General features: G+C 71.1%; 24 protein-coding genes. 6 read left to right on the forward strand and 18 right to left on the reverse strand.

What is annotated here, in order from left to right; genetic code table 11:
* Window positions 1–12 precede the first annotated feature (12 nt).
* From rdgB to clpS, 6 genes are all read right to left on the reverse strand, one after another.
* Entirely contained in the window at window positions 13–666 is a 654-nt protein-coding gene (rdgB, locus tag AC5RV6_RS00270) for an RdgB/HAM1 family non-canonical purine NTP pyrophosphatase (protein WP_494005286.1), read from the reverse strand.
* On the reverse strand, window positions 663–1,451 hold the full coding sequence (gene rph, locus AC5RV6_RS00275; RefSeq protein ID WP_494005287.1) for a ribonuclease PH: 789 nt from the start codon (window positions 1,449–1,451) through the stop codon (window positions 663–665). The genes rdgB and rph overlap by 4 nt, the downstream gene beginning before the upstream one ends.
* A 9-nt stretch (window positions 1,452–1,460) precedes the next feature.
* Entirely contained in the window at window positions 1,461–2,321 is an 861-nt protein-coding gene (locus AC5RV6_RS00280) for an MBL fold metallo-hydrolase (RefSeq protein WP_494005288.1), read from the reverse strand.
* The gene (gene murI / locus AC5RV6_RS00285; RefSeq protein ID WP_494005289.1) at window positions 2,318–3,265 is read right to left on the reverse strand and encodes a glutamate racemase; all 948 of its coding nucleotides are present in this window, start codon (window positions 3,263–3,265) and stop codon (window positions 2,318–2,320) included. Before murI ends, AC5RV6_RS00280 begins: the two co-directional genes overlap by 4 nt.
* Window positions 3,266–3,370: 105 nt before the next feature.
* Window positions 3,371–3,934, reverse strand: a complete 564-nt coding sequence (locus tag AC5RV6_RS00290) for a DUF2017 domain-containing protein (protein WP_494005290.1) — start codon at window positions 3,932–3,934, stop codon at window positions 3,371–3,373.
* A gap of 52 nt (window positions 3,935–3,986) precedes the next feature.
* Window positions 3,987–4,295 carry an ATP-dependent Clp protease adapter ClpS gene (gene clpS / locus AC5RV6_RS00295; RefSeq protein ID WP_494005291.1) on the reverse strand — a complete coding sequence of 103 codons (309 nt, stop codon included), beginning with the start codon at window positions 4,293–4,295 and terminating at the stop codon, window positions 3,987–3,989.
* Between the two features lie 68 nt (window positions 4,296–4,363).
* On the opposite strand from clpS, the gene AC5RV6_RS00300 reads away from it, so the two are divergent.
* Complete coding sequence (locus tag AC5RV6_RS00300; RefSeq protein WP_494005292.1) at window positions 4,364–5,686, forward strand: nicotinate phosphoribosyltransferase; 1,323 nt, start codon at window positions 4,364–4,366, stop codon at window positions 5,684–5,686.
* Window positions 5,687–5,689: 3 nt separating this feature from the next.
* Window positions 5,690–6,304: a nicotinamidase gene (locus AC5RV6_RS00305; protein ID WP_494005293.1), complete on the forward strand. Its 615-nt coding sequence runs from the start codon at window positions 5,690–5,692 to the stop codon at window positions 6,302–6,304.
* Window positions 6,305–6,344: 40 nt separating this feature from the next.
* Here the strand turns inward: AC5RV6_RS00305 and AC5RV6_RS00310 are convergent, their stop codons facing one another.
* From AC5RV6_RS00310 to AC5RV6_RS00335, 6 genes are all read right to left on the reverse strand, one after another.
* A complete protein-coding gene (locus tag AC5RV6_RS00310; protein ID WP_494005294.1) occupies window positions 6,345–8,126 on the reverse strand; it encodes a DEAD/DEAH box helicase in 1,782 nt (593 codons plus the stop codon).
* A gap of 135 nt (window positions 8,127–8,261) precedes the next feature.
* The gene (locus AC5RV6_RS00315; protein WP_494005295.1) at window positions 8,262–8,576 is read right to left on the reverse strand and encodes a DUF3039 domain-containing protein; all 315 of its coding nucleotides are present in this window, start codon (window positions 8,574–8,576) and stop codon (window positions 8,262–8,264) included.
* Between the two features lie 60 nt (window positions 8,577–8,636).
* On the reverse strand, window positions 8,637–10,205 hold the full coding sequence (locus AC5RV6_RS00320) for a transporter (RefSeq protein ID WP_494005296.1): 1,569 nt from the start codon (window positions 10,203–10,205) through the stop codon (window positions 8,637–8,639).
* The gene (locus AC5RV6_RS00325; RefSeq protein WP_494005297.1) at window positions 10,190–10,987 is read right to left on the reverse strand and encodes an ABC transporter ATP-binding protein; all 798 of its coding nucleotides are present in this window, start codon (window positions 10,985–10,987) and stop codon (window positions 10,190–10,192) included. Before AC5RV6_RS00325 ends, AC5RV6_RS00320 begins: the two co-directional genes overlap by 16 nt.
* 170 nt (window positions 10,988–11,157) lie before the next feature.
* Window positions 11,158–12,123, reverse strand: coding sequence for a tetratricopeptide repeat protein (locus tag AC5RV6_RS00330; protein ID WP_494005298.1), 966 nt, complete (start codon window positions 12,121–12,123; stop codon window positions 11,158–11,160).
* A 118-nt stretch (window positions 12,124–12,241) separates the two neighbouring features.
* Window positions 12,242–13,897, reverse strand: a complete 1,656-nt coding sequence (locus AC5RV6_RS00335) for a DUF8094 domain-containing protein (protein ID WP_494005299.1) — start codon at window positions 13,895–13,897, stop codon at window positions 12,242–12,244.
* 214 nt (window positions 13,898–14,111) lie between these two features.
* Here AC5RV6_RS00335 and AC5RV6_RS00340 point away from each other — a divergent pair, with 214 nt between their 5' ends.
* Entirely contained in the window at window positions 14,112–15,425 is a 1,314-nt protein-coding gene (locus tag AC5RV6_RS00340; RefSeq protein WP_494005300.1) for an AI-2E family transporter, read from the forward strand.
* 6 nt (window positions 15,426–15,431) lie between these two features.
* Here the strand turns inward: AC5RV6_RS00340 and AC5RV6_RS00345 are convergent, their stop codons facing one another.
* On the reverse strand, window positions 15,432–15,782 hold the full coding sequence (locus AC5RV6_RS00345) for an Rv1322 family protein (protein WP_494005301.1): 351 nt from the start codon (window positions 15,780–15,782) through the stop codon (window positions 15,432–15,434).
* A gap of 40 nt (window positions 15,783–15,822) precedes the next feature.
* Here AC5RV6_RS00345 and nucS point away from each other — a divergent pair, with 40 nt between their 5' ends.
* From nucS to AC5RV6_RS00360, 3 genes are all read left to right on the forward strand, one after another.
* On the forward strand, window positions 15,823–16,518 hold the full coding sequence (nucS, locus tag AC5RV6_RS00350; RefSeq protein WP_494005302.1) for an endonuclease NucS: 696 nt from the start codon (window positions 15,823–15,825) through the stop codon (window positions 16,516–16,518).
* Window positions 16,519–16,579: 61 nt separating this feature from the next.
* Window positions 16,580–17,803, forward strand: a complete 1,224-nt coding sequence (locus tag AC5RV6_RS00355; protein ID WP_494005303.1) for an N-acetylglucosamine-6-phosphate deacetylase — start codon at window positions 16,580–16,582, stop codon at window positions 17,801–17,803.
* A 281-nt stretch (window positions 17,804–18,084) separates the two neighbouring features.
* Window positions 18,085–18,288, forward strand: a complete 204-nt coding sequence (locus tag AC5RV6_RS00360; RefSeq protein ID WP_325790278.1) for a cold-shock protein — start codon at window positions 18,085–18,087, stop codon at window positions 18,286–18,288.
* 112 nt (window positions 18,289–18,400) lie between these two features.
* On the opposite strand, the gene murA is transcribed toward AC5RV6_RS00360, so the two are convergent.
* The 5 genes from murA to AC5RV6_RS00385 are packed head-to-tail and all read right to left on the reverse strand — an operon-like array spanning window position 18,401 to window position 22,859.
* On the reverse strand, window positions 18,401–19,666 hold the full coding sequence (murA, locus tag AC5RV6_RS00365) for a UDP-N-acetylglucosamine 1-carboxyvinyltransferase (RefSeq protein ID WP_494005304.1): 1,266 nt from the start codon (window positions 19,664–19,666) through the stop codon (window positions 18,401–18,403).
* A 42-nt stretch (window positions 19,667–19,708) separates the two neighbouring features.
* Window positions 19,709–20,137, reverse strand: coding sequence for a DUF2550 domain-containing protein (locus AC5RV6_RS00370; protein ID WP_494005305.1), 429 nt, complete (start codon window positions 20,135–20,137; stop codon window positions 19,709–19,711).
* Window positions 20,138–20,146: 9 nt separating this feature from the next.
* The gene (locus tag AC5RV6_RS00375) at window positions 20,147–20,440 is read right to left on the reverse strand and encodes a F0F1 ATP synthase subunit epsilon (protein WP_494005306.1); all 294 of its coding nucleotides are present in this window, start codon (window positions 20,438–20,440) and stop codon (window positions 20,147–20,149) included.
* A gap of 5 nt (window positions 20,441–20,445) precedes the next feature.
* Window positions 20,446–21,909 carry a F0F1 ATP synthase subunit beta gene (gene atpD / locus AC5RV6_RS00380; protein ID WP_494005307.1) on the reverse strand — a complete coding sequence of 488 codons (1,464 nt, stop codon included), beginning with the start codon at window positions 21,907–21,909 and terminating at the stop codon, window positions 20,446–20,448.
* Window positions 21,910–21,965: 56 nt separating this feature from the next.
* On the reverse strand, window positions 21,966–22,859 hold the full coding sequence (locus tag AC5RV6_RS00385) for a F0F1 ATP synthase subunit gamma (protein ID WP_494005308.1): 894 nt from the start codon (window positions 22,857–22,859) through the stop codon (window positions 21,966–21,968).
* Window positions 22,860–22,909 lie beyond the last annotated feature (50 nt).

Genomic DNA, 22,909 nt, shown 5'->3' on the forward strand with positions numbered 1-22,909 from the left:
TCCCATTCTGCCTTACGGGGCAGCGGGGGGCGGAACCGGAGCCCCGGCGAGGGCCCGGACCAGGGCGGGCAGCAGCGCCCGGAAGGCCTGCCCGCGGTGGCTGATCGCGTTCTTCTCGGCGGGCGAAAGCTCGGCGGTGCTGCGCCGGAATCCGTCCGGCGCGAGGATCGGGTCGTAGCCGAAGCCGCCGGTGCCGCGCGGAGCCTGCAGCAGCGTGCCGCGCAGTTCGCCGCGCTCCACCTGCTCCCCCGCGCCCCCGGGCAGCGCCAGGGCGGCGGCGCACACGAAGGCCGCCGACCGGTGTTCGGGGGCGATGTCGGCCAGCTGTGCGAGCAGCAGCTGCAGGTTGGCCGCGTCGTCGCCGTGCCGGCCCGCCCAGCGGGCGGAGAAGATGCCCGGCGCGCCGCCCAGGACGTCGACGGCGAGGCCGGAGTCGTCGGCGACCGCCGGCAGGCCGGTCGCCTCGGCCACGGCGCGGGCCTTCAGCAGGGCGTTCGCTTCGAAGGTGGTGCCCGTTTCAGCCACGTCGGGGGCGTCCACGGCTTCGGCGTCGACCACCTGGGTGTCGACGTCGAGCCCGGGCACCTGCCCGCGGAGCAGTTCACGCAGTTCGCGCAGCTTGCCGGCGTTGCGGGTGGCCAGCACCAGCCGGGGCGCCGCGCTCACGCCAGGCCCAGGGTGCGGCGCTGGATGTCGGCCAGCTCGGCGGTGCCGAGCAGGGCCAGGTCGAGCAGCGCATCCAGTTCGGCCCGGTCGAAGGGCGCCCCTTCCGCGGTGCCCTGGACCTCGACGAACTTCCCCGAGCCGGTGACGACGACGTTCATGTCGGTCTCGGCCCGCACGTCCTCAACGTAGGGCAGGTCCAGCATGGGCACCCCGTCGATGATGCCGACGCTGACCGCCGCCACCGAGTCCAGCAGCGGTTCGGCCCTGGCATTGATCAGCTTGTTGGCCTTGGCCCAGGCCACCGCGTCCGCCAGGGCCACGTAGGCGCCGGTGATCGCTGCGGTGCGGGTGCCGCCGTCGGCCTGCAGGACGTCGCAGTCCAGCACGATGGTGTTCTCGCCGAGGGCCTTGGTGTCGATGATCGAGCGCAGCGACCGGCCGATCAGCCGGGAAATCTCATGGGTGCGCCCGCCCAGCTTCCCCTTGACCGACTCGCGGTCGTTGCGGGTGTTGGTGGCCCGCGGGAGCATGGCGTACTCGGCGGTGACCCAGCCCTTGCCCTCGCCCTTCAGCCAGCGGGGCACGCCGGCGGTCAGCGAGGCGGTGCAGAGCACCCGGGTGCCGCCGAACTCGATCAGCGCGGATCCTTCAGCCTGGCTGGACCAGCCGCGGGTGATGCTGATGTCGCGCAGCTGGTCGGGCGTGCGCCCGTCCGCACGGCGGACGGCGCCGTCCGCCTGGACGGAGCTGGAGGGCTGGGAGGAACCGGCGGAAGCTGAAGTCATTGAGCCAGTCTATCGGCCCGCCGCCGGCGCGGCCGGGCCCGGCGCCGCGGCCAGGGGCGCCGTGAACGCGCTGCCGACCTCATAGGACACCCCGGCGACGGCGACCGCGAGGTCCCCGTCGTAGGCCCGGCGGGCCTCCTGCACGCTCAGGTTCGCGTCGTTCCAGACGGGCAGGTGGGTCAGCAGCAGCCGCCGCGCCCCGGCTTCGGCCGCTGCCTCGCCGGCGCGCAGGCCGGTCAGGTGCACGCCGTCAATGGCGTCGTCGCGGCCTTCATGGAAGGCCGCCTCGCAGAGGAAGACGTCGGCGTCGCGGGCCGAGTCGATCAGCCCCTGGCAGGAGTCCGTGTCGCCGGAGTAGGCGAGCGTGCGCAGCGTGGCGCTGCCGTCGGCCGCCACGCCGCGGGCCTCGACGCGCAGCGCATACGCTTCGTCGGCCGGATGGCGCACCGGATGCGGAGTGACCGTGAACGGCCCGATGGTCACCGGCCGGCCGGCGGTCCAGGCGTTGAACTCGAAGTCCTCATGCATGCCCGGATCCAGCTCCAGCCCGTACGCGGTCGCCATCCGGTCGGCGGTGTCCGCCGGCCCCCAGACCGTGATCCGGTCCCGGTTCCAGCCGGCCGGATCCCAGTGCACGGCCACGTGCAGCCCGCACAGGTCCATGCAGTGATCCGGGTGCAGGTGGCTGAGCAGCACGGCGTCGATGTCGCGCAGGTCCATGTAGCGCTGCAGGGCACCGAGGGACCCGTTGCCCAGGTCCAGCAGGATCCGCCAGTCCCGTTCGCCGTCGTTCGCGGTCACCAGGTAGCAGGAGGCCGGTGAGGCGGGGCCCGGGAAGGAGCCGCTGCAGCCCACAATGGTCAGCTTCATGCGGCACCGTGTCCCGACGCCGCCCGCAGCCCGGTCTCGGCGCGGGCCGCCGCGGCCAGCTCGGGGGTGATCCGGGCCATGCTGCCGGTGGGATAGTGGGCCGACACGCTGTCCACCTGCTCGACGGCGGTCACCTCGGGGCCGAGGAAACGGCGGGCGAGGCGCTCGAAGGAGGCCGCGTCGCCGGTGGCCAGGAAGTGGTGCTCGGGCACGGCGTCGGCGTCGCGCTGCAGGCCGTGGGAGACCAGGGCGCGGTAGACATCCTTCGCCGTCTCCTCGGCGCTGGAGACGAGGGTGACCTCCTCGCCCATGACGTAGGAGATGACGCCGGTGAGCAGCGGGTAGTGGGTGCAGCCCAGGACCAGCGTGTCGACCCGGCGTTCCTTCAGCGGTGCCAGGTACTCCTCCGCGGTGGCGAGCAGTTCGGCGCCGGAGGTGATGCCGGCCTCGACGTAGTCCACGAAGGCGGGGCAGGCCACCGAGGACACCTCCAGGTGCGGGGCGGCGGCGAAGGTGTCGTCATAGGCTCGGGAGCCGACGGTCGCCGCCGTGCCGATCACGCCGATCCGCCCGGTCCGGGTGGCGGCCACGGCCCGGCGGACCGCGGGCTGGATGACTTCGATCACCGGGATGCCCCAGCGGCGCGTGTAGCGTTCACGGGCGTCCCGGAGCACGGCCGCCGAGGCCGAATTGCAGGCAATGACCAGGGCCTTGACGCCGGAATCCACCAGCTCGTCCATCACCCCGAGCGCGTTCGCCCGCACCTGTGCGATGGGCAGCGGACCGTAGGGGCCGTTGGCGGTGTCCCCCACGTACAGGATGGATTCCTTCGGCAGCTGATCGATCACCGACCGCGCCACGGTGAGCCCGCCGACGCCGGAATCGAAGATACCGATCGGGGCGTCCGGGGTCTGCTGCAGGGAAAAGGCGGGGTTCGAGCTCATGATGTATCGACAATAGTCTTCGCGGTCCATCCGGCCCACCCGGGGGTTCGTGCCGTTGGTCACAAAACACGCGGATCGGGGAACCGCCTGCCGCGCGGATTCCGCCTAGCGCTGCGGCAGCTGCCCGAGCATGGCTGTCATGAGCGTCTCCTGCAGCCAGGTCACGAAGTTGTAGACCAGGGCCAGGTAGTCCTCGACGTCCTCGGCCTTGCCGGGATCGGTGATGCCGTGCAGGCGTTCGGCGTCCTCGTCGGTGCGCAGCCCGAGCCGTTCGCCCAGGACCAGCCGGACATCGTTCAGCGCCCGGGCGAACCAGCGGGCCTGCTCTTCGTCCAGCACGACGGGCGAGGATTCAAGCAGCAGGGCGGCGCCGCGCAGCGCGCCGGCCTTGCTTTCCCGCAGCGAGCGCTCGGTGAGCCTGCGGAACTCCAGCGCCTCGCCGTCGTCGCCGCGCACCGCATCGGGCAGCAGCCGCAGCAGGGCGGGATCCTCCGGGACCCGCGCGGAGGAGTCCATGCCCACCAGGGCCGCCAGCGGATCCTCGTCCTTGGGGGCGGCGGACTCGAGCATGCCGAGCACGTCGGCGAAGAGGCTGCGCAGCAGGTCCCGCTCCCCCGGCTCAAGCGAGGCCGCGATGCCCCGTCGGGTCAGTTTGAAACCTGTTGCCATGGTGTCCATCCGTACTTCGTGGTTCGGGGTCGTTCAGGATCCGGGAGCCGGCTCAGGACTCGTCGGCGCGGCGGAAGGTCGCCCAGAGCCCGTAGGTGTGCAGGGCCTGCACATGCCGCTCGGCTTCCTCCCGGCTGCCGGAGGCCACCACCGACCTGCCCTGCTCATGCACCTCAAGCATCAGCCGGTGCGCCTTCGCCGCCGAATAGCCGAAGTGGCTCTGGAAGACGTAGCTGACGTAGCTCATCAGGTTCACCGGGTCGTTCCAGACAATCACCACCCAGGGGACGTCGGAGACCGTCAGGTCCTGCTGCTCCGTCTGTCCGCCGGTGCGGGTGCCGGGATCGGTGGCAATGCTCATCGTTCCATTGTAGGGAGCCGCCGTCACAGCAGGAGCGGCACGGCGCCTCGGGGGCTAAAGTCGTATCCGTGAACAGCCTCAGCACCTGGCAGCCGCCCAATTCGGCCCTTTACACCGACCACTACGAGCTGACCATGCTCCAGGCCGCCCTGCATGCGGGCACCGCGGAGCGGCGCTCGGTCTTCGAAGTCTTCGCCCGGCGGCTGCCGGACGGACGCCGCTACGGGGTGGTTGCCGGCACCGGCCGCCTGCTGGAGCTGCTGTCGACGTTCCGCTTCTCGGACCGGCAGCTGGCCTTCCTGGAAGCCGCCCGGGTGGTGGATGCGGGCACGCTGAACTGGCTGGCCGACTTCCGCTTCAGCGGCAACATTTTCGGCTACGCGGAGGGTGAGGCCTACTTCCCGCATTCGCCGATCCTCATCGTGGAGTCCAGCTTCGCGGAGGCCTGCATCCTCGAGACCATGCTGTTGTCGGTCCTGAACCATGACAGCGCCGTCGCCTCCGCGGCCTCCCGGATGACCCTCGCCGCGCAGGGCCGGCCGTGCATCGAGATGGGCTCGCGCCGCACGCACGAGGAGGCTGCGGTCGCCGCGGCCCGCGCCGCCGTCATCGCCGGCTTCAACAGCACCTCCAACCTGGAGGCCGGACTGCGCTACGACCTGCGCACGGTGGGCACCGCCGCCCATTCCTTCACCCTGCTGCACGACTCCGAAAAGCAGGCCTTCGAGGCACAGACCGCCGCGCTCGGCCTGGGCACCTCCCTGCTGGTGGACACCTACGACGTCGAGCAGGGCGTCCGCACCGCCGTCGAGGTGGCCGGGGCCGAGCTCGGAGGCGTCCGGCTGGACTCCGGCGACCTGGTCGAGCTGGCCCGCTCGGTACGGACCCTGCTCGATGACCTGGGCAACCCGGGCACCCGCATCATGGTCACCTCCGACCTGGACGAGTATGCGATCGCCGCGCTGGCCTCCGCCCCGGTGGACGCGTACGGCGTCGGCACCTCGCTCGTCACCGGCTCCGGCGCACCCACCGCAGGGCTGGTGTACAAACTGGTCAGCCGCGAAGGTGCCGACGGGTTCGTGGATGTGGCCAAGGCCTCCAAGGGCAAGGCCTCCCTGGGCGGGCGCAAGTATGCCCTGCGCCGCCTGGACGAGGCCGGAACCGCCACCGCGGAGGTGATCGGCGTCGGCCACGCCCCGCGTTCCGACAGCAATGACCGTCCCCTGCTGCACCAGTTCGTCGCCGACGGCGAGGTGCTGCCGGGCTGGACCGGCCCCAAGGCCGTCAGCCGGGCCGGCGAGCGGCATGCCGCCTCGCTGGCCGAACTGCCCCCTGCTGTGTCCCGACTGCAGCGCGGGGAACCCGTCATTCCCACCGAGTACGAGGAGTAGCCGATGGCGCGTGCACTGATCGTGGTAGACGTCCAGAACGATTTCTGCGAGGGCGGTTCGCTGGCGGTGGCCGGCGGCGCCGACACCGCGGGCGAGATCACGGACTACCTGGAGACCAACGCCGACCGGTACGACCTGGTGGCCGCCACCCAGGACTGGCACATCGATCCGGGCAGCCATTTCTCCGAGGACCCCGACTTCGTGGACAGCTGGCCGGTGCACTGCGTGGCCGGTTCCTCCGGCGCCGCGCTGCACCCGGACCTGGATCCCGAACTGATCGACGCGTTCTTCCGCAAGGGGCAGTACGAGGCGGCCTATTCGGGCTTCGAGGCGCTGCTGGTGCCCGACGACGAAGTGCCCACCGGGGACCCGGACGCCGTGCAGGAGCCGGACGAGGCGGTGAGCCTGGACGACTGGCTGCGCGAGAACGACGTCGACGAGGTCGTCATCGTGGGCCTGGCGGCCGACTACTGCGTGCGGGCCACCGCAATGGACGCCGTGGCGGCCGGCTACACGACCACCGTGATCAAGGACCTGACCCGCGGCATCAGCCGCGAGGGCGTCCTGGCGGCCTTCGCCGAGATGGAGGACGCCGGCGTCGAGCTGGCGGACCTGTAGGCAGGACCGGCCGCGGCCCGCAGGGCTGGTTCAGCGGACGCTATTTGCGTCCGATGAACCAGTCCTGCAGTTTTTTAAGCCGCTTGTTCAGCTGTTCCTCGTTGGCCTGCGCGACGGCGGGCCCGCCGCAGATGCGCCGCAGTTCGGTGTGGATGACGCCGTGCGGCATGCCGGAGCGGGCCGACCAGGCGGCGACGTTCTTGTTCAGCTGCGCGCGCAGCTCGGTGAGCTGGCGGTGGTCCACCACCTGCGCGGCGGGCTCGGGGGCCGGGGCGGAGCGGCCCTTGCCGCGGCGCAGCTGCTCGTGCTGGCGCTGGCGCAGCAGCACGGCCACCTGGTCGGCGTCCAGCAGGCCGGGAATGCCGAGGAAGTCGTCCTCCTCCTCGCTGCCCATTTCACCGCCGGTGCCGAACTCGCTGCCGTCGAACAGCACCCGGTCGAAGGAGGCCTGGGACTCCAGGGCCTCGAACTTCTGCCGGGTCAGCTCATCCGAGGCCTTCTCGGAGCGGTTCGCGGCCTCCATCAGCGCCTCTTCGGGGCTGAAGCCGTCCTCCTCCGCGCTCTCCGGACGGTCCAGGGCGTGGTCGCGTTCCTGTTCCATCGAGTTCGCCAGCGCCATCAGCACCGGCACCGACGGCAGGAAGACGGACGCCGTCTCGCCGCGCTTGCGGGCACGCACGAAACGGCCCACGGCCTGGGCGAAGAACAGCGGGGTCGACGTCGACGTCGCGTAGACGCCCACCGCCAGGCGCGGCACGTCCACGCCTTCGGACACCATGCGCACCGCCACCATCCACCGGGTGGTCCCGGCGGAGAACTCCTCGATCTTCTCCGAGGCCTTCGCGTCGTCGGACAGGATGACCGTGGGCGATTCCCCGGTGATCTTTTTCAGCTGGCCCGCGTAGGCGCGGGCGTCCTCGTGGTCGGTGGCGATGACCAGCGCCCCGGCGTCGGGCACCGTGCGGCGCACCTCGGTGAGCCGCCGGTCCGCGGCGGCGAGCACCGCCGGAATCCACTCGCCCTGGGGGTTCAGCGCCGTCCGCCATGCGTGGGCCGTGATGTCCTTGGTCACTGCGGCTTCGCCGAGGGAGGCGGCCATTTCCTCGCCGGCGCTGGTGCGCCAGCGCATCTGGCCGGAGTAGGCCATGAAGATCACCGGGCGGACGACATGGTCGCGCAGGGCGCTGCCGTAGCCGTACGTGTAGTCCGCCTTGGACCGGCGGATCCCGGCACCGTCCTCCACATAGTCCACGAACGGAATCGGGGCGGTGTCGGAGCGGAACGGGGTGCCGGTCAGGGACAGCCGCTTGGTGGCCGGTTCGAAGGCCTCGCGGATGCCGTCGCCCCAGCTCAGCGCGTCACCGCCGTGGTGGATCTCATCCAGGATCACCAAGGTGCGCGCGGCCTCGGTCTTGGCCCGGTGCAGCATCGGCTTGGAGGCCACCTGCGCGTAGGTGACGGCCACGCCGATGAAGCCGGCACCGTGCCGGCCGTCGGAGTTCTTGAAGTTCGGATCCAGCGCCAGCCCCACCCGGGCCGCGGCGTCGGCCCACTGGCGCTTGAGGTGGTCGGTGGGCGCGACGACGGTGATCCGGTTCACGATGCCGCGGTCCACGAGTTCCGTGGCCACGCGCAGCGCGAAAGTGGTCTTGCCGGCGCCGGGCGTCGCGACGGCGAGGAAGTCGCTGGCGTTCTTGGCGAAGTACTTTTCCAGGGCCTCCGCCTGCCACTGGCGGAGCTTGGGCGCGGTGCCCCAGGCGGCACGTTCGGGATAGGCGGGCGGCAGGGTCGGGCCGGAGCCGAAGAGGGTTTCAGAGCTCACTCGTCGGAGGGCACCTTTCAGGATTGCAGGGTGTTGCCGGTGCGCAGCCCCCGCGGGCAGGGGGCACGTGGGGGCGCTGGACGCACTCAGGCCACGGCCCGGGCAGCTGTGCCGGGACCGTGGCCTGGGGAAAAGTCAGCGCTTCTTGCCGGAGTCGTCGCCGCCGGGGCGCAGACCCTCGTAAATCTCCTTGCACTGCGGGCAGACCGGGAACTTCTTCGGATCGCGGCCCGGAGTCCACACCTTCCCGCACAGGGCGATCACCGGTTCACCCGTGAGGGCGGACTCCATGATCTTTTCCTTGCGCACGTAGTGCGAAAAGCGCTCGGCGTCGCCGGGCTCAACGAGCTCGCGCTGTTCCTGGCGTTCGATGACGGCGGTTCCGCCGCGGGGATCGCTGTGCGCCGGATCGTTCTCGAAGGGATCTGGTGGCAGGCTCATGGGAACCATCTTAGTACCCGCGGACGACGGCGGCGCCCAGGTGCCCGGCGCGCGCCGTCGTCCGCATGCTCACTTGTGGACGGCGACCTGGGCCAGCAGCTCGGGTCCGCGGCGGTCCACCCAGGTGCCGCCGATCCGGATGCCCAGGACCATCGCGGCGCAGCCCCAGCCGACGCCCAGCGCGAGCGCCGTCCAGCTCCAGACCGGGCTGCCGGTGACCAGGGCCGCCACTGCAGGGACCAGCGCCGGCAGGCACAGCACGATCAGGGCCACCATGGAGCCGGTGTTGACCAGCAGCGACCGCCCGGCCGAGCCCGGAGGCGTCTTGAACGGGCTTTCGCCCGGCAGCGGCACGTTGTAGGTGAAGCGGGCGGACACCACGCTGGAGAGGCCGAAGCCGCACAGCAGCAGGGCCATCGAGATACCCAGCAGCATCGGGACCAGGTCCATCCGGCCGGTGAGGGCCGGCGGCAGCACGGCGGCGGCCACGGTCAGCGGCACCGAGAACGTCGCGGCGGCCAGTACCCGGCCGGCCCGGTCATCCCGGCCCCGGACCCCGGCGGCCAGGTGCAGGGCGAAGGCGGTGTTGTCGAAGGCGACGTCGGCGGCGAGGGAAATGCCGAGCAGGAACCCCACCAGGGGGCCCATGGCCAGCAGCATGCCCGCCCCGCTGCTGCCCCCGTAGGCCACCAGGACGACGGCGAGCAGGGGCACCACCAGCAGGGAGGCACCGTACCGCGGGTCGCGGAACCAATAGGTCAGGGCCCGGGCGGCCACGGCGCCGGCGGGGGTGCCGGGGAAGCGGCCGAAGAACCCCAGCCGGCCGGCGGCCCGCTTGGCGGAGGCCTGGTGCCCGGGAGTGACCAGGGCCCGGCTGAGCAGGGCCTTCCAGGCCAGCAGGGCCGCGGCCAGGAAGGCCAGGGCCAGCAGTCCCCGCAGCGCGGCCGTGCCGGGGCTGCCGAGCGCGAGGTCGGCGGGCACGGCCCAGGCCGCACCGAGCGGCGTCCAGGCCAGGTAGCCGGCGAGCCGTTCCAGGAAGGGGCCCCAGCCGTCCAGTTCCTCGGGTATGAGCGCCATCGCGGGGCCGATCAGCATCAGCGGCACGATGGCGACCACCGCGGTGATGTCACGGTAGCGGCGGTTGCCGGTCAGCGACGTCGCCGCGGTCACCACCACCCGCGAGAGCGCCACGCAGGTCAGCACCGCCACCAGCGCGAACACGACGCCGGCCGCGGCCGCCGCCGGTTCCTGCCACCAGGACAGGCCCCAGCCGAGGGCGGCCAGGAGCGTCAGCAGGCCGGGAAGCCCGATCAGGCCGCCGATGGCCAGGCCGGCCAGGAGCTGGCGCATGGGGACGGCGTAGGTCGTGAAGCGGGCCGGGTCCAGGGTCATGTCCGCGCCGGCGAGGAACACCGGCAGCACCGCCCATCCGGCCACGGCCAGGCTGCCGGCGATGACGCCCACCACGGCGGAGAGGGCCGGCTCCGCGGAGGTGAGCACGAAGACGCCCACGATCAGCAGCCCCAGCATGCCCAGGCCGTACAGCCCGCCGAGGATAAGGCCGACCAGCTGCCACGGGCTGCGCCGCAGGGAGTTGCGCAGCAGCAGCAGCTTCAGCCGGATCAGGTGCGCAACCATGAAAGGTCCTCTCCCGTGGTGCGGCCGCCGACGAGGTCGACGAAACGCTCCTCCAGGCTGCGCCCGGCACGCACCTGGTCGACGGTTCCCGCCGCGACGACCTGGCCCCGGGCGATGACGGCCACGTGGTCGCACATGCGCTGGACCAGGTCCATGACGTGGCTGGAGACGATGACCGTCCCGCCGGAGGCCACGTAGTTGGCCAGGATGGCGCGGATGTTGGCGGCGGAAACGGGATCGACGGCCTCGAAGGGCTCATCCAGCACCAGCAGCTTCGGCGCGTGGATCAGTGCGGAGGCGAGGGCGATCTTCTTGGTCATGCCCGCGGAGTAGTCGACCACCAGGGTTCCGGCGTCGCCGGCGAGGTCCAGGGCGGAGAGCAGGTCCGTGACGCGTTCGCGCACCGTATCCCTGTCCATGCCGCGCAGCAGCCCCGCGTAGGTGACCAGCTGCTCGCCGGTGAGGCGGTCAAACAGGCGGACGCCGTCGGGCAGGATGCCCATCAGCCGCTTGGCTTTGAGCGGCTCCGCCCACACATCGGTGCCGTGCACCCACGCCCCGCCGGCGGTCGGGCGGAGCAGCCCGGTGGCCATCGACAGGGTGGTGGTCTTGCCGGCGCCGTTGGGACCGACCAGCCCGTAGAAGGAGCCGGCGGGAACGTCCAGGTCGATGCCGGCGACGGCGACCTTGGGACCGAAGGTCTTGACCAGCCCGCGCAGGGCCAGGGCCGGCGGGGCGGGCTGGGCCCCGGCGGGGGGCGGAGTGGAGGAAGCGTGTGACATGACTCCCACGCTAGCAATCCGGGGACCGGCTGCCATCCGTCGCAGGGACCAGACCTGCGGGCCGCGGGGGCGGCCGGCAGGGGCTGCCCGCGCTTCGGTGCCGGCCTCTGCCCCCGGCGGAGTAGTCCGCAGGGAGCACCCGGGCCCGCCCGGCGCCGGGGGCCCCGCCCCTAGAAGAGTGCGCGGGCCAGGGCCGAGCGGGCCTTCGTGACCCGCGGGTCGGCCGTGCCGACGACCTCGAACAGGTCCAGCAGGCGCAGCCGGGTCCGCTCCCGGTCCTCACCGGCGGTACGGGCGACCAGCCGGACCAGCCGGTTGAACGCGTCTTCGACGTGGCCGCCGGAGACATCCAGGTCCGCGACCGCCAGCTGGGCGTCGACGTCGTCGGGCTGCTGTGCGGCACTGTCGCGCAGCTGCTGCGCATCGACTCCCTGCAGCCGGCCCATCAGCTCCACCTGCGCCAGCCCGGCCCGGGCCTCGGCGTCGGCCGGCTGTTCGGCCAGGGCCTTCCGGTAGGCCTCCGCTGCGCCCTGGTAGTTGCCGGCGACGATCGCGTCGTAGGCCTCCTGGTGCAGGGGCGGCAGGGGCGGCTCCTCCCCCTCGTCCGCGGCGCCCGTCCCGGCGTCGGCGCCGAGGGAACCGGTGACGCCGTTGGCCTCCGCCACGCGCAGCAGCTCGTCAATGACGCCGCGGATCTGGTCCTCGGGCACCGGGCCTTCAAAAAGCGGCACCGGCTGGCCCTTCAGGACGGCCGCGACGGTCGGCACCGCCACCGCCTGGAAGGCCTGGGCAATCTGCGGGTACGCGTTGACGTCCACCCGGGCCAGCAGCACCCTGCCGCCGAGGGAGGCGGTGATGCGGGCCAGCGCCTCGCTGACCTGGCGCGAGGCCTCGAGGTCGGCCGAGTACAGGTCGATCAGCACCGGCACCTGGGACGACACCTGGATGACCTGCGGGAAGGTCTGCTCGTTCACCTCCGCGGTCCAGGCGGACGCGCCGGCGCCGGCCTCGGCGGCGCCGCCGGGCGAGGGCGCCGGGGCGGAGGCGCGGGCCTTGAGGGCGGAGAGGTCCACCGCCCCCCTGAGGTTCATGGACGCGGAAGGCCCCGGTGCGGGACGGCCGTTCGGAATGCTCATTGCTTCACCCTAATACGTCTTCTCGGGTCGGTCAGGAGGCCGCCGCCGGCACCCCGCGGGCACCGGCAGCGAAAACCGGCCCGGACAGCTGTCCGGGCCGGTCGGGGTCTGCGGCGGGCTACTTCAGGACGGCGTTCAGCAGCTGCTGGGCGGCGCCGATCACCTGGGCCTGCTCGCCGCTGCCGGCGGGCGGCAGGTAGAGCAGCACGGCTTCGCCGTAGCGGACGTCGATCCCCGTGTCGGTCACGGCCTCGCCGGTGAGGGTCTCGTAGACGGTGTCCTTGAGGTTGATCGAGTCTCCGGCCTCCCGCGGTGAGCTGCTGTAGTTGTGCAGCATGTAGCCGGTGACCACGGCTCCGCCGTCCGCCGTGCGCAGGGCCTGGGTCTGGTTCTGCTCGGCGGTGTGCTGGAAGCTGATGGTGGCGAACTCGTTCTCCGGGTTGGCCGTGACCTCGGACTGGAAGCGCGTGACGGCCTCGGCGAAGGTGTTCTCGGCGAAGGTGTCGGCGTTGGCTCCCTCGGGGTTGGTCAGGGCGTCGGCGACCGCGTCCATGGCCGCGGCCGGGGAGAGCCCCAGCCCCTCGGCGGAGTCCGCGGCGACGGCGTCCACGCCGGAGCCGGCGGCGGGGACGGGCGGGAACGTGGTGCCGGGCAGCATCCCGACGGCGCTGGTCAGGCGGTAGTTCTGGCGGGCCGAGTCCTGCACCAGCATCAGCACCTGCGGCACCTGCTGGCCTTCGGCCTGGGTGACGGCCAGCAGCCGGCGGGGCCATTCTCCGGCGTCGGTGGACTCGACCAGGCGGGCCCGGACCGGTTCGGCCGCGACGGGCAGCGGGGCGGGCAGATCGGGAGCCTTGGCCCGCACCTCGTAGCCTGCGGTGCGCATGGCGAGGGCGGCCCCGGCGACCCGGGCTTCGAGGGCGGCGGGATCGGAGGCCGCGTCGGCCGCCTCCACGGTCGCCGAGACGTCGTCGAGGATCCGCTGCAGCTGCGAGTCGAGGACCACGGGGACCGCAGCCTCCTGCCCGTCGTCGTCGGCGGCGGAGGCTCCCGCCGCGGGGACCGCGGCGAGGGCCAGGGCCGCCAGGACCGCTGCGGGGCGCACGGCGCGGCGCTGCAGTGTTCCGGCCTCCTGCTTCTCGCGCGGCGGCCGGTTGCCGGCCGGTGCGTCCGCGGCGCGGCGTCCGCCGCCGCCGCGGCCGGGCAGGAAGCCCAGGGCCGCGCCCAGCACGGCCACCAGCGCGCCGAGCACGATCAGCGGCAGCGCCAGGGGGTTGGTGGAGTCGTTGTCCCAGCTGACCTCGACGGCCGTGGGGGCCTGGCCCGTGTCGGAGGCGAGCAGGATCTTCCAGCTGCCCTCGGCCGGGGGCTCGTAAGCGTACTCAACGGCGCCCTCGCCGGTTTCCTCGGCCACCCAGAGGTCGGAGCCGGCGGGGAAGGGCACCTCGGCCTCGCCCACGGTCCGCTCACCGGACAGCGCATCGCCGTCGCCGTTGAGCCTGGTCACGGCGGCATCGGCCACCCAGGCGTCGACGTCGTCGGCCCGGCCGACGGCAAGCAGCAGGTTCCCCTCGCCGGTCGCCCGGATCCGCACCGGTCCCGAACGGTCCTGCAGGACCTCGGGCTCCAGGACCGTCAGCGCCGAGGCAGGCGTGTCCTCCGCGGAGCGGGCAGTGGCCGTTTCCGGCGGTGCCCAGACGGTGCGCAGGCCGATGCCGATGAGCATCAGCACGACGCCGAGCACTATGAGCGGAACTGCTGTCTTGTTTCGCACAACTTACCTATCGTCGTCACGGGTCTGCCGGAGCCGGTGGGTCCGGCGGCACGGAGCAGCGGCACGCCCACGGGCAGCGGGCCGTTACAGCCCAATGGTAACGAATCGGCATAGACGGGCCTATTTGGGCTTCTGGCGGCGCCGGGTGCGGCAGGGGTGATCCTGATAACCTTCGCTTCATATCCACAGGCACCAGCAGGGGGAATCTGCGCAGATGAGCGAGGACAGCGGCCCGGGCCCGTCAGGCGGGACGGACGGGACGGGCGGAGCCGACGGCACCCGCTCCGACGGCGGCCCGCAGCCCGCCGCGCCCGGACACGAGCTGCGCGCCAGGCTGGTGTCCGCGGCGGCACGCCTGTCCCGGGCCCGGGTGCCCGGCGCCCGACCCCGCCGCCGCTTCGAGTTCCCTCCCGAGGCCGGTACCGCAGGCACGCCCGTGGAGCCCGAGGAGACCGCCGGGGCCGTGGCGGTCCATCCGGCACCGGCGCGGGACGTGAGCACCAACCCCGTCCGGTTCGGTTTCCTGTTCACCGTCGGCGTCGGCTTTGCCCTGCTGCTTTACTTCATGGTCACCAACGTCGGCGAACTGCTGGTCTGGATCGGGGCTGCGCTGTTCATCGCCCTGGGCCTGGATCCGGTGGTGCGCTGGCTCGCCGCCCGCGGCCTGCCGCGCCCGGCCGGCATCACGCTGACGGTCCTGGCCCTGGGCGGCATCATCGCCGGCTTCTTCGCGACCCTGATTCCGACCATCGTGAACCAGACCAGCGAGATCGTGGCCAACGCGCCCGGGTACGTCAACGCCTTCCTGGACTCGGACTTCTTCCGCACCGTCGAGGACCAGTTCCACGTCCGGGAACGGCTGGGCGAGGAGATCAACAGGTTCTTCTCCAACAGCGAGGCCCTGGGCGGCGTGTTCGGCGGGGTCCTCAGCGTGGGGTCGGTGATCGCCAACGGCCTGTTCGGCACGCTGATCATCCTGGTGCTGACGCTCTACTTCCTCGCTTCCCTGCCGTCGATGAAGGCCTGGGCCTACCGCCTGGCCCCGCGCAGCCGCAGGCGGCGCGTGGAGCAGCTCTCCGAGGAGATCACCTCCTCCGTGGGCAACTACGTGATCGGCCAGGGCGTGGTCGCCGTGCTGGACGCGACCTACGCCTTCATCGTGATGACCATCACCGGCGTGCCGTTCTCCGTGCTGCTGGCCTTCGTCGTCGCCCTGCTGGCCTTCATCCCGCTGGTGGGCCCGCCGATCGCGCTGATCCTGGTGTCGCTGGTGGCGCTGACGGCCAGCTGGCAGACGGCCGTCGTCTTCGCCATCCTCTACATGGCCTACCTGCAGTTCGAGGCCTACTTCGTCTCCCCGCGCATCATGAGCCGCGCCGTGGCCGTGCCCGGCGCGGTGGCCGTCATCGCCGTCATCGCCGGCGGTTCGCTGCTGGGCGTCCTGGGCGCGCTGATCGCCATCCCGACCGCGGCGGCGGTCATGCTGCTGCTGAAGGAAGTGCTGATCAGCCGCCAGGACCAGCGCTAGGCGCGGTCAGCGGAGCCTGCCGCCGGGGCGGGAACGCCAGCAGCGATCGTGCCAGTGCCGGCGGTCCTCCACGGCCGTCTGCCGGCCCAGCAGGGAGTCCTCCTGCCAGGCCACGACATGCGCGATGCCCGGCGGGATGACCTGCCCGCAGCCCGGGCAGCGGTACTCCTTGGCCGCATTCGAGGCGGTGATGCGCCGCACCGACCACTCGCCGTCGGCGGCGGATTCGCGGTGCGGAATGCCCGCGCGGGTCCGCTCGAGGTCGAACTCGGGGGCGGGCCGGGCCCATTTGCTCCGGGCCGTCCGTCCGGCGGCCGTGGCACCGGGGGTGCGGCGGGGGCGGTTGGAGCGGGGCATGCTCATCATTGTGCCCGAGCCCAGCGGGTAAAGTGCAACTGTGCGTTTAGTGATAGCCCGCTGCTCCGTTGACTACATCGGACGCCTCCGCGCCCACCTGCCCCTGGCCGTCCGGCTGCTGATGGTGAAGGCCGACGGCTCGGTCCTCATCCACTCCGACGGCGGCTCCTACAAGCCGCTGAACTGGATGAGCCCCCCGGCCACCCTGCGCATCACCGAGCCGGGGCCCGACGACGCCGAGGCCGGCGTGCTCGAGGTCTGGAACGTCGCCAGCACCAAGACCGACGACCGCCTGGTGATCAACGTCTACGAGCAGTTCTCCGAACTCAGCCACGACCTGGGCGTGGATCCGGGACTGATCAAGGACGGCGTCGAGGCCGACCTGCAGCGCCTGCTGGCCGAGCAGATCGACCTGCTGGGCGCCGGCAGCACCCTGATCCGGCGCGAGTACATGACGGCGATCGGACCGGTGGACATCCTGGCCCGGGACGCCTCCGGAGCCACCGTGGCCGTGGAACTCAAGCGCCGCGGCGACATCGACGGCGTGGAGCAGCTGACCCGCTACCTGGAGCTGCTCAACCGCGACCCGCTGCTGGCTCCGGTCCGCGGCGTGTTCGCCGCGCAGCAGATCAAGCCGCAGGCCCGGGTGCTCGCGGAGGACCGCGGCATCCGCTGCCTGACCCTGGACTACGACGAGATGCGCGGCGTCGACGACAGCGAGTCCCGGCTCTTCTGACGCTCCCGCCGCCGGATGCGGGCGGACAGAAGCGGATGCCGATAGTGCATAGAATCCCCCTATGAGCACCACCTCCGCCGCCTCCTCCTCACCCGCCGCCTCCGGCTGTGCCTTCGGCACCGTCGTCGCTCCCGGCGGAATCATCGACGAGGGAGCGGTGTGCTGGGAGGACGGCGTGCTCACCTTCGTCGGCGAAGCGACCGCAGTACCGGATATCCGGCCGCTGCCGGTCCTTGACCTGCCCGCCGGGGCGCTGCTGCTGCCGGGGCTGGTGGACCTGCACTGCCACGGCGCCGTCGGCGCGGACTTCAGCACCGCAGCGGCCGACGACGCGCGCCGCGCCGCCGCCCACCTGCACCGCAGCGGCACCACCACGTTCCTGGCCAGCGTCGTCGCGGGGCCGCCGGCGCGGATGGCCGAGGCCTTCCGGACCCTGGCACCGCTGGTGGACGAAGGCCTGGTCGCGGGGCTGCACGCCGAAGGGCCCTTCCTCTCCACCCGCAGGTGCGGGGCGCAGGATCCGGCCTTCCTCATCGACCCCTCCCCCGCCGTCCTGGCCCGGCTGCTCGACGCCGCGCCCGGCGCACTGGCCACCATGACGTACGCCCCCGAACTGCCCGGCGCCGATGCCCTGGTGGACGCGCTGGCAGCGGCCGGCGTCGTTCCCTCGGCGGGGCACACCGACGCCGGCGATGCGACGGCCGCCGCGTCCCTGGCCCGGGCCCGGCGGGCGCTGTCCGGCGCCGCCGGCCCCAACCGGCGCCCCACGGTGACGCACCTGTTCAACGGCATGCCGCCGCTGCACCACCGTGAGCCCGGCCCGGCCGGAGCCTGCCTCCGTGCGGCCGCGGCGGGAGAGGCCGTGGTGGAACTGATCGGCGACGGAGTCCATCTGGACGCCGCCATGGTCGGTACCGTCTTCGCCCTGGCCGGGGCAGCGAACGTGGCCCTGGTCAGCGATTCGATGGCGGCGGCGGGCCTGGGCGACGGCAGCTACCTGCTGGGTTCCTCCCGGGTCCGGGTCAGCGGCGGCCGGGCCGTGCTGTCCGAGGGCGGCTCACTGGCCGGCGGCACGTCCGGCGTGCTGGACGGGGTACGCACCGCGGTGTCGGCGGGCGTGCCGCTGGGCGACGCCGTCCTCGCCGCGTCGGCGGTCCCGGCCGGGGTGCTGCGGCTCGACGGGATGCTCGGCGCCCTGCGGGCCGGCCTGCGGGCGGACGTGGTGGCGGTCGACGGCGGACTCGACCTGCTGTCCGTGGTCCGCGCAGGAACGGTGCAGGACTGAGCGCGGGGCAAAGCCTACGCCCCCGACCCGCAAAAGACGAAAGAAAAAATGTCGAAATCCGTTGACCGGCGACTTTTTCGTATGTAAGGCTATAGCCAGTCTTTGTGTAGGTGTTTTGCATGCTCGCAAGACGGTTGCGAGCGTGAAGCTCCTCAAGGAACTGCCGTCCGGTTTAACCCCGGCAAGGAATTGGGTCTTCCCGCCTCGGTAACGGTAAGGGCGCCCCGCGCGCGGCCCGCCATAACAGTGGCGGGTGCAGTTTCTTTCCTTAGGAGATTCACATGGCACAGGGAACCGTGAAATGGTTCAACGCCGAAAAGGGTTTCGGCTTCATTACCCCCGACGATTCCGACGGCGACGTCTTCGTCCACTACTCCGAGATCCAGTCCAATGGATTCAAGACCCTCGATGAGAACCAGCGCGTCGAGTTCGAGATCGGCCAGGGCGCCAAGGGCCCGCAGGCCACCGGCGTCACCGCCCTCTGATCCAACCGCCTGCCCCGGCTGACGGCGCGGGCACGGGAACGGCTTCCTCCCCGGAGGAAGCCGTTCCTGCGTTAACAGGCTGCTCGGGAGTGTGCCCCTGCCGGGGGGGAACCTAGGCCCTCCGGCGCACCGCCCTGGCGCCCAGGCCCCGCAGGTTCTCCATGAAGCGCTCGTAGCCCCGGTCAATGTGGTCCACTCCGCGGACCTCCGTGGTGCCCTCCGCCGCGAGGCCCGCGATGACCAGCGCGGCCCCGGCCCTGATGTCGTTCGCGACCACGGGGGCTCCCGAGAGCCGGGGCACACCCTGGACGAGGGCGTGATGGCCGTCCAGCCGCACCACCGCGCCCAGCCGGGCGAGTTCGGACGTGAAGCCCCAGCGCGCCTCGAACACGTTTTCCGTGACCATGCCGGAACCGCTGGACACGGCGTTCAGGGCCACCACGAAGGGCTGCAGGTCCGTCGGGAAACCCGGGTACGGCAGGGTCGAGACATTGATGGGTTCGGGCCGCTCCGGCCCCTTGACGGTGAATCCGTCAGTGTCGACGGTGACGGCGCAGCCGGCCTGGACCAGCTTGTCGAGCACCACGGTCAGCGCGGACGCGTCCGCGTCCTGGATGGTGATGGTCCCGCCCGTGACGGCGGCGGCGAAGGCCCAGGTGCCGGCCACGATCCGGTCGGGCACCACCCGGTGGGTGACCGGGCGAAGGCTCGGCACACCGTTGATGACCAGGGTGGTGGTGCCCACTCCGCTGATGTCCGCGCCCATGTCGATGAGCATTTCGGCGATATCCGTGATCTCCGGCTCCCGGGCCGCGTTGTCCAGCACGGTCCGGCCTTCGGCCAGGGTGGCGGCCATCATAAGGTTCTCGGTGGCACCCACCGAGGGAAAGTCGAGGATGTGCCGCGCCCCGCGCAGCCCTTCGGGGACGCTGGCGATCAGGTAGCCGTGATCGATGCTGATCTCGGCGCCCATCAGCTCCAGGCCGGCCCGGTGCATGTCGAGTCCGCGGGAGCCGATGGCGTCTCCGCCCGGAAGGGCGACCTCGGCCCGGCGGCAGCGGGCCACCAGGGGCCCGAGCACGCTGATGGAGGCCCGCATCGCGCGGACCAGGTCGTAATCCGCCTGATGCCCGGGCGTCCGCGGCACGTCGATCCGCACGCTGGCTGCCTCGACGTCGTAGTCCACGGCGCAGCCCAGCCGGCGCAGCAGCTCGGCCATGATCCAGACATCCTGGATGTTCGGCACGTTGGTGATGGTGGATTCGCCCTCGGCCAGCAGGGTGGCGGCCATCAGCTTCAGGACGCTGTTCTTGGCCCCGGGGACCCGGACGGTGCCGTTGAGCGTGGAGGGGCCGGTGACTGCTATGACGTCTTCCATGTCCTCCATCCTAGGGGGACGGCGGCATGGGAAAGGATCGGGTCAGCGCCAGGTGCCGATGCCGATCACGGGACCGGCCTCCAGCCAGGAGGACAGCCCGGTGTAGACCTCGTAGCGCATCGCCATCTGCAGCGGCTCGCCCTCGTAGCGCAGGTTGACGACGACGGCGCCGGGCTGGATCCGGGCCCGTTCGGCCTCGCTGGGCTGGCGCCAGCCGTCGATCTCCAGCGAGCTGCGCAGGAAGCGGTACCGCGGGATGGGGCTCAGGGAGACCAGCCGGAGCCATTCCAGCCGGGTGTCCGTATAGCGGCACACCCCCATCCGCCACCCGCCGGGCGGGAGGCAGATGGAGGCGTCAAATGTGCCAAGGGTGCGCCGCAGCTGCGTGCGGCGCACCCAAAACAGCACTACGGCCAGAACCAGGAGGCCCAGCAGGCCCGCCAGGGCAATGAACACATAGAAGCTGCTCATTGCGTCTGGTCAGCGGTTCCCGGAGGTTGCGGACTCGTTGACCTTCGCGTTGTCGGCCACGATGACCACGCGGTTGCTGTCGACGGAGAAGAATCCCCCGTCGACGGACACCTCGATGCGCTTACCGTCCACCGGGTCGATGGCCAGCTCGCCGGCGGCCAGGATCGCGAGCAGCGGGGTGTGGCCCGGCATGATGCCGATGTCACCCTCCGTGGTGCGCGCCTTGACCAGGCGGGCCGGGCCGGACCACACGAAGTGGTCCGCCGCGACGATCTCGACTTCGAGTTCAGCAGTGTCGGCCATGGGGCTTACTTCCCGGTCTGCTCTTGGATCTTCGCCCACTGACGCTCGACGTCGTCCATGCCGCCGACGTTGAAGAACGCCTGCTCGGCAATGTGGTCAACGTCGCCGTCGCAGATCGCCTTGAAGCCCTCGATGGTGTCCTTGATGGACACGGTCGAGCCCTCGACGCCGGTGAACTGCTTGGCGGTGTAGGTGTTCTGCGACAGGAACTGCTGGATGCGGCGGGCGCGGGCCACGACGATCTTGTCCTCTTCGGAGAGCTCGTCGACGCCGAGGATCGCGATGATGTCCTGCAGTTCCTTGTTCTTCTGCAGGATCTGCTTCACGCGGATCGCGGTGTCGTAGTGCTCCTGGCCCACGTACTGGGGGTCGAGGATGCGCGACGTGGAGGTCAGCGGATCCACGGCCGGGTACAGGCCGCGCGAGGCGATCTCGCGGGAGAGCTCGGTGGTCGCGTCCAGGTGGGCGAAGGTGGTCGCCGGTGCCGGGTCGGTGTAGTCATCGGCCGGGACGTAGATCGCCTGCATGGAGGTGATCGAGTGGCCCTTGGTCGAGGTGATGCGCTCCTGCAGCAGGCCCATCTCGTCAGCCAGGTTGGGCTGGTAGCCCACGGCGGACGGCATGCGGCCCAGCAGGGTCGACACCTCGGAACCGGCCTGGGTGAACCGGAAGATGTTGTCGATGAACAGCAGCACGTCCTGGTTCTGCACATCGCGGAAGTACTCCGCCATGGTCAGGCCGGTCAGGGCCACGCGCAGGCGCGTTCCCGGCGGCTCATCCATCTGGCCGAACACAAGGGCGGTGTCCTTCAGGACGCCGGCCTCTTCCATTTCCACCCAGAGGTCGTTGCCCTCGCGCGTCCGCTCGCCGACGCCGGCGAACACGGAGGTGCCGCCGAAGTTGCGGGCCACACGGGTGATCATTTCCTGGATCAGCACGGTCTTGCCGACGCCGGCGCCGCCGAACAGGCCGATCTTGCCGCCCTTGATGTACGGGGTCAGCAGGTCGATGACCTTGATGCCGGTCTCCAGCATCTCGGTGGAGCCTTCGAGGTCCGCGAAGTTCGGAGCCTTGCGGTGGATCGGCCAGCGCTCGTTGATCTCGAGCTTGTCCTCGGTGACGTCCAGCGGCTTGCCGAGGACGTTGAAGATGTGGCCCTTGACGCCGTCGCCGACCGGAACGGTGATCGGTGCACCGGTGTCGGTCACGGCCGCGCCGCGGACCAGGCCGTCGGTGGCCTGCAGCGAGATGGCACGCACGAGGTTGTCGCCCAGGTGCTGCGAGGTCTCGAAGGTGATGGTCTTGGTCTCACCGTTGAGCGTCAGCTCGGTGGTCAGCGCATTGTAGATTTCGGGGATTGCGTCAGCCGGGAATTCGACGTCGACAACCGGGCCAATGACACGGGCGATACGGCCGGTGGCACCCGAAGCCGCGGAGGTCGCTCCGTGCTCGACAGTCTGGGCAGTCATCTCTCTCACTTCACTCAGTAGATGGCGTGTGGGCTAAGTTCTTGAGGCTCGTACGGCTAGGACGCCAGGGCGTCCGCTCCGGCCACGATCTCGGAAAGCTCCTGGGTGATCTCCGCCTGGCGGGCGTTGTTCCGGAGCCTGGTGTACTTCTTGATCAGGTCGTTGGCGTTGTCGCCGGCGGCCTTCATGGCGCGCTGGCGGGCAGCCAGTTCGGAGGCGGCAGCCTGCAGCATGGCTGCGAAGATACGGGACTCGATGTACCGCGGCAGCAGTGCGTCAAGCACCTGCTCAGGGTCCGGCTCGTACTCGTACAGCGGCAGCAGCTCACCCTCGGTGGGTGCCTGCTCCTCCTCAACGACCTCCAGGGGCAGCAGGCGGATGACCGCCGGCTCCTGGACGACCATCGACTTGAAGCGCGTGAAGACGATATGGATCTCGTCGACGCCGCCGTCCTCGTAAGGCGTGTTGAAGGCCTCCAGGAGGGCCGCGCCGATTTCGCGGGCCGTCTCGAACTCCGGGGCATCGGTGCCGCCGGTCCAGACCTTGACGGCTTCGCGTCCGCGGAAGTCGTAGTAGGCCTGCGCCTTGCGTCCCACGAGGTAGGGGCGGACTTCCTTGCCCTCTTCGTGCAGCAGCTCAATCAGGGACTCGCTCTGCTTGAGCACGCCGGCCGAGTAGGAACCGGCCAGGCCGCGGTCGGAGGTCAGGATCAGCACTGCTGAGCGTCGGATCTGCTCCGGCTCGGTGGTCAGCGGGTGGTCGATCTCCGACTGGGACGCCACAGCAGAAACGGCACGGGTGATCGCGTTGGAATACGGCAGGGACGCAGCCACTCGGTTGCGTGCCTTTCCAATGCGAGAGGCAGCAATCAGCTCCATCGCCTTGAAGATCTTCTGCATCGACGTGGTCGAGGCGATCTTCTGGCGGTAGACCCGAATTTGGGCTCCCATACTTTTCCTTTCGGTTCCCGGCCCTTCGGCCGGGGGCTACGTGGCTTTGG

This window comes from Arthrobacter saudimassiliensis (assembly GCF_059090665.1).

Bases quoted from the DNA above. Each gene is read 5' to 3' on its own strand.
- rph (WP_494005287.1), bottom strand. From the start codon at position 1,451: ATGACTTCAGCTTCCGCCGGTTCCTCCCAGCCCTCCAGCTCCGTCCAG.
- AC5RV6_RS00280 (WP_494005288.1), bottom strand. From the start codon at position 2,321: ATGAAGCTGACCATTGTGGGCTGCAGCGGCTCCTTCCCGGGCCCCGCC.
- murI (WP_494005289.1), bottom strand. From the start codon at position 3,265: ATGAGCTCGAACCCCGCCTTTTCCCTGCAGCAGACCCCGGACGCCCCG.
- AC5RV6_RS00290 (WP_494005290.1), bottom strand. From the start codon at position 3,934: ATGGCAACAGGTTTCAAACTGACCCGACGGGGCATCGCGGCCTCGCTT.
- clpS (WP_494005291.1), bottom strand. From the start codon at position 4,295: ATGAGCATTGCCACCGATCCCGGCACCCGCACCGGCGGACAGACGGAG.
- AC5RV6_RS00305 (WP_494005293.1), top strand. From the start codon at position 5,690: ATGGCGCGTGCACTGATCGTGGTAGACGTCCAGAACGATTTCTGCGAG.
- AC5RV6_RS00315 (WP_494005295.1), bottom strand. From the start codon at position 8,576: ATGGTTCCCATGAGCCTGCCACCAGATCCCTTCGAGAACGATCCGGCG.
- AC5RV6_RS00320 (WP_494005296.1), bottom strand. From the start codon at position 10,205: ATGGTTGCGCACCTGATCCGGCTGAAGCTGCTGCTGCTGCGCAACTCC.
- AC5RV6_RS00325 (WP_494005297.1), bottom strand. From the start codon at position 10,987: ATGTCACACGCTTCCTCCACTCCGCCCCCCGCCGGGGCCCAGCCCGCC.
- AC5RV6_RS00330 (WP_494005298.1), bottom strand. From the start codon at position 12,123: ATGAGCATTCCGAACGGCCGTCCCGCACCGGGGCCTTCCGCGTCCATG.
- AC5RV6_RS00340 (WP_494005300.1), top strand. From the start codon at position 14,112: ATGAGCGAGGACAGCGGCCCGGGCCCGTCAGGCGGGACGGACGGGACG.
- AC5RV6_RS00345 (WP_494005301.1), bottom strand. From the start codon at position 15,782: ATGCCCCGCTCCAACCGCCCCCGCCGCACCCCCGGTGCCACGGCCGCC.
- AC5RV6_RS00355 (WP_494005303.1), top strand. From the start codon at position 16,580: ATGAGCACCACCTCCGCCGCCTCCTCCTCACCCGCCGCCTCCGGCTGT.
- AC5RV6_RS00360 (WP_325790278.1), top strand. From the start codon at position 18,085: ATGGCACAGGGAACCGTGAAATGGTTCAACGCCGAAAAGGGTTTCGGC.
- murA (WP_494005304.1), bottom strand. From the start codon at position 19,666: ATGGAAGACGTCATAGCAGTCACCGGCCCCTCCACGCTCAACGGCACC.
- AC5RV6_RS00370 (WP_494005305.1), bottom strand. From the start codon at position 20,137: ATGAGCAGCTTCTATGTGTTCATTGCCCTGGCGGGCCTGCTGGGCCTC.
- AC5RV6_RS00375 (WP_494005306.1), bottom strand. From the start codon at position 20,440: ATGGCCGACACTGCTGAACTCGAAGTCGAGATCGTCGCGGCGGACCAC.
- atpD (WP_494005307.1), bottom strand. From the start codon at position 21,909: ATGACTGCCCAGACTGTCGAGCACGGAGCGACCTCCGCGGCTTCGGGT.
- AC5RV6_RS00385 (WP_494005308.1), bottom strand. From the start codon at position 22,859: ATGGGAGCCCAAATTCGGGTCTACCGCCAGAAGATCGCCTCGACCACG.